The organism is Frankia sp. CcCS3 (assembly GCF_977927575.1).
In genome coordinates, this window is sequence record NZ_CDWRCL010000274.1 from 1 (window position 1) to 4785 (window position 4785).

General features: G+C 69.8%; 4 protein-coding genes. 3 read left to right on the forward strand and 1 reads right to left on the reverse strand.

From position 1 onward, the window contains the following. Positions 1–231: 231 nt before the first annotated feature. On the reverse strand, positions 232–1785 hold the full coding sequence (locus tag AC08OQ_RS17705) for a bifunctional aminoglycoside phosphotransferase/ATP-binding protein (RefSeq protein ID WP_476602106.1): 1554 nt from the start codon (positions 1783–1785) through the stop codon (positions 232–234). A gap of 243 nt (positions 1786–2028) precedes the next feature. On the opposite strand from AC08OQ_RS17705, the gene AC08OQ_RS17710 reads away from it, so the two are divergent. The 3 genes from AC08OQ_RS17710 (at position 2029) to AC08OQ_RS17720 (ending at position 4633) form a co-directional block, all read left to right on the forward strand. Next, the gene (locus AC08OQ_RS17710) at positions 2029–2670 is read left to right on the forward strand and encodes a response regulator (RefSeq protein ID WP_476602105.1); all 642 of its coding nucleotides are present in this window, start codon (positions 2029–2031) and stop codon (positions 2668–2670) included. Between the two features lie 174 nt (positions 2671–2844). Further along, entirely contained in the window at positions 2845–3141 is a 297-nt protein-coding gene (locus AC08OQ_RS17715; protein ID WP_476602104.1) for a hypothetical protein, read from the forward strand. A gap of 472 nt (positions 3142–3613) precedes the next feature. Continuing rightward, the gene (locus AC08OQ_RS17720) at positions 3614–4633 is read left to right on the forward strand and encodes an ATP-binding protein (protein WP_476602103.1); all 1020 of its coding nucleotides are present in this window, start codon (positions 3614–3616) and stop codon (positions 4631–4633) included. The last annotated feature ends 152 nt before the right edge of the window (positions 4634–4785 follow it).

A 4785-nucleotide genomic window follows, 5' to 3' on the forward strand; every position in this document is an offset into this window, starting at 1 on the left:
ACCATCAGAGCCACGGCCAACCCCGGACGTACTTCCCAAACAGGCCCTAGAAGCGGGTCGGTCGCCGCGGATGCAATTGGCGATCCCCACCAGCTGTCGATGCGTCACCTGCGCCCGGCGGTGGCCGGTCCCGGGCCATCCGCTCTTCCCCAGAACACCCGTAACACCCGTAACACTGCGTAACGCCGAGGAGCACTGCGGAACACTGCGGAACATCGCTTCGCGTGCCGATCAGGCCGCGGCACGGCGGGCGTTGTGCAGCGACTCGGCGATGGCCACCGCCGTATTGATGATCTTGGCTTCCGGCCAGGGTTCGATCCGGGAGACGGTGTCGGCGAGACGGCCGGGGCCGAAGGACCCTGTGGCGGTGGCTACCGCGGTAGTTGCCGCGGAACGCCGGCCGGTACGGGTCGCCGCGAGATCGGGCGGAGCCGTGCAGCGCAGTTGCACCAGGTCCGCGGAGGCACGGCGAGCGACATCGGCCGCTTGCGCGCGCTGGCTGTGCCGGTTCCACGGTGCGTCGACCACGACGGACTCGCCGCGGCGCAGCGCCGTGCCGGCCTGGCGCAGCAGCTCCTGGTGGACCGCGTCGACGTCGTCGGCCGGTGCCCATCCCCCCGCCTCTGCCCATCCCCCCGCCTCGAGATCGTGACGGCTGGCCGAGGCCGCCAGGTCCGCCGCGACGTCGTCGAAGCGGAGCACGGTCCACCGCTCCGTGCCGGCGAGCCCGTCGGCGAGCGTGGACTTCCCGGTGCCGCGCTGGCCGCCGACCAGCACGAGCCGGACCCGGCCCCAGCGCAACCGGGCCAGTGCCAGGTCAGCGAAGGCCCGCGCCTCCGCCGCCGCGTTCTCTCCGGCCGCGACACGCTGGCACGCCGCCTGGCAGCGACCCAGCGCGGCCAGCGCCCAGTAGAAATCCTCGAGCGACCACCGAGGATGGGTCTCACCAGCCATCTCACGGTAGTGATCGAGGAAGAGCCGGGCGAGATCGCGGCGTCCGAGCCACTCGAGGTCGGCTGCCAGCGCGCAGGCGTCCGCGAGGACGTCGGCCGCCCGCAGCCCAGGTTCGAACTCCAGGCAGTCGAGCACCCTGGGCCCGTCGTCAAGGCAGAAGATGTCCGCGGCGGACAGATCGCCGTGCCCGTCGCGGATCCGCCCGGCCTCGCGCCGCTCCCGCAGGAGCTCGTCGCGGCCGTCGAGGTACCGCACGGCGAGGCGGTTCACGTGGTCGAGGATACTGGTGCTCACCGCCGCGCCGTGGTCACGCTGTACCCGGGCGAAGCAGGCGTCCCACCGCCCACGCAGGCGGTCCAGGCCACCCGCGTCGGCGATCCGGGGCGAGGTCTCGCACCGGGCGTGGAAGTCGACCAGCACCCGGGCGAGGGCGTGGATCTCCGCCGTGGCCTCGGTGCCACCTTCAGCAAGCGTCGACAGCCGGCGCATCTCGGGCAGTCGCCGCATCACGACCATGTGGTCGCAGGGCTCCCCGTCCGGTCCGATGACATCGGCGACGCCGAGGTAGACGTCGGGCGCGAGGCGACGATTGAGCCTCACCTCGGCCTCGCAGGCGGCCAGCCGCGCCTGCCGGCTCCGGAAATCCACGACACCGAGGTCGACCGGCTTCTTGACCTTGAAGACACGATCTCCGAGGAAGACGAGCACGGACCGCGCCGTCTCGACGACCCCGGCAGGAGGCCCCGACGCCACCGTCGGCGCTACCGCTGGCGCCGAGGCCGACGCGTCTCGCCCCGCCGGGAGCGGGTTCACCGCGGTCTCCGGGCTCATGGCACGAGCCTGCCCGCGTCCCGGCGGCCGCGGCAGCATGCTTGGGTCGTGCGTGGAGGGAACGAAGGTCCGTCCTGCCTGGGGCCAACGTCCCTACAGTCCCCCGCCTCCGACGCGCCGCCGCGGTGCCGGCGGGCACCCGTCGGCACCGGGCCAAGGGCCAGGCCAAGGGCCGAAGGTCCCGAACCCGGCATCCATTTCACAGCGTGGCGGCTCCGAGGACGGCACCGTATCCTCCTCCGCATGAAGACGATCCGGGTATTCATTCTCGACGACCACGAAATCGTGCGTAACGGTCTACGGCAGACTCTCGATCGCCACGACGACATCGAGGTGGTCGGCGAGGCCGGACTCGCCGCCGAGGCGATCCGCAGAATCCCGGCGCTCCTGCCCACCGTGGCCGTCCTCGATGGCCGACTCCCCGACGGAAGCGGCATCGACGTGTGCCGCGACATCCGCTCCGCCCATCCAGACGTCGCCTGCCTCATTCTCACGTCCTATGACGACGACGAGGCCCTGTTCTCCGCCATCATGGCCGGTGCCGCCGGCTACGTCCTGAAGGAGATCCGCGGCAACGACCTGGTGAGCGCCATCCGCACCGTGGCCGCCGGCGGGTCGCTGCTCTCGCCATCGGTCACCCGCCGCGTCCTCGACAGAATGCGCCAAGGGCCCAGGGAAGACCCGACGCTGGCCTCCCTCAGCGCCCGGGAACGCGAGATCCTCCAACACATCGCCGAAGGTCTCACTAACCGGCAGATAGGTACCCGGATACATCTCTCCGAGAAGACCGTGAAGAACTACGTCTCCAGCATCCTCGAAAAACTCGGCCTGACCAGCCGGACCCAGGCCGCCGTCTACGCCATGAAGAAGACGAGTGAGGACTGACACCCACACCAGACCATCGCCACGCCGGATCATCGTTGTGCCTCAACCGGGTCGAAGGACCCGCCCTGGTGGGAAACAGGTCCCGGATCCGAGCACCGCGGGTCGGATGTCGCCTACGCGGGCGAAGGGCACGCTCATCACTGTCGGCAGGACGCCGACGAGGAGGTGGTGATTGTGGAACCCCCCCTGGTTCCGGCCCGCGTCGCGCCGTTGCCATACGGCCAGCCCCTCGACCTGACCAAGATTGTGATTGTCGGGGAAATGGTCGCCGGAGCGGTGGCCATCTCCTGGCGGTTCGCCGGCCGCGCCCCGGGGCCCAAGGCGATCGTGCGAATGGGCCCGGGAGGCTGGGTGAGCATGAAAGGCGGCGGCGTGCGCCTGCACAGGCGACGCTACCGACAGCCCCGCGAGCAAAAGCGGCCGCCGTGGGCCCGCGTCCTGGGGGCACGACGGGCAACCCGGCCGCTCTGACCGGACCCGCAGGTGCCGACAAACCGGAACATCACTCACCCGGAACATCACTCTTGGACGATGATGCGGGTGACGGGACTGTCGGCTGGCATCCTCGCGATTTCGATCACGATTTCGATCACGCGAGTCCCCGCGCACGCGTGATGCGGCGGCGCGGTGAGGCGTTTCCACCGCTCGCCGGGTGACGACCACGCCGGCCCGGCCGGGCACCCTGCACACATTCGAAATGAACACCGTTATCCTTTGTGGCAAGGCTGCAGCGCGTCGGCCCGACCAGGGTCAGACCACTCCCCGCCCTCCCATGCCCTTCCATGAGGATCTGGGAGGACCCGGGGGATCCGGGGGGACCCGGGCTCGATGGGCTCCGCTCCCGTCCGCGGGGGATCACGGGTCTCGTCGATCGGCGCCTCGCGGCTGGAGTACCCGTTCGGCATGCTCGCGGCAGCGCCGCCACGACATCGAGGAAATCTCTGTGAAGATCGCTTTTGTGGGCAAGGGCGGAAGCGGCAAGACCACGCTGTCTTCCCTCGTCGCCCGTCACCTGGCCAGCCGGGGTCGGCCCGTGCTGGCCCTCGACGCCGATATCAACCAGCACCTGGCAGTCGCCCTCGGGCTCGACGAGGACTCCGCCGCGGCCATCCCCGCGCTCGGCGACCACCTCGACGAGATCAAGGAGTACCTGCGTGGCGAGAACCCGCGCATCCCGTCGGCGCGGGAGATGGTCAAGACCACACCGCCCGGCACCGGCTCGCGGCTGCTGACCGTCACCGGGCCGAGCCCGATCCACCACCGGTTGAGCGTCGACATCAACGGGGTCCGCCTGATGGTCACCGGCGCCTTCACCGAGGAGGACCTCGGCGTCGCCTGCTACCACTCCAAGGTCGGCGCCGTCGAGCTACTGCTCAACCACCTCGTGGACGGACCCACAGAATATGTCGTCGTCGACATGACCGCCGGCGCCGACTCGTTCGCCTCCGGGCTGTTCACCCGGTTCGACCGCACCTTCCTGGTCGCCGAACCCACCCGCAAGGGCGTCGCCGTCTACGAGCAGTACCGCGGTTACGCCGCCGACCACGACATCCCGATCTCGGTCATCGGTAACAAGGTAAGCGACGAGCGGGACCTGCAGTTCCTGCGTGACCGGATCGGCGACGACCTGCTGGTCCACCTGGAGCAGTCGGCTGCCGTCCGAGCGATGGAACAGGGCCGCGCCACCGGCATCGCGGACCTCGAACCGGCCAACATCGCCGCGTTGGACCACATCGTCGCCGTCGTGGACGACACCGAACGCGACTGGGACCGACTGCACCGACAGGTGATCGAGTTCCATGTGAAGAACGCCCGGTCCTGGGCGAACGACGCGGTCGGGGTCGACCTCACCAGCCAGATCGATCCCGGCTTCCGGCTGGACACCCGTCCAGGCCTGGTGCCGGCCGCGCGGTTGGCCGACACGACTGGCACCGCGCACACGCCCCAGACCGCCGCACGCTGAGCGTTCACGAGGCCGGGCCCGCCTGATCGCGCGGCGGCCGAATTGTGGGGAGTTGGGCACGGTCCGGGGACCGCAAACCGTGCTTAGGGGACGTAATGAAGTAACAAATACGTGATCGAGAGCATCATCGCAGGTCACAGGCCTGTGGAGGG

Excerpts from the sequence above, each read along its gene's own strand:
- AC08OQ_RS17705 (WP_476602106.1), bottom strand. The coding sequence starts at position 1,785 with ATGAGCCCGGAGACCGCGGTGAACCCGCTCCCGGCGGGGCGAGACGCG.
- AC08OQ_RS17710 (WP_476602105.1), top strand. The coding sequence starts at position 2,029 with ATGAAGACGATCCGGGTATTCATTCTCGACGACCACGAAATCGTGCGT.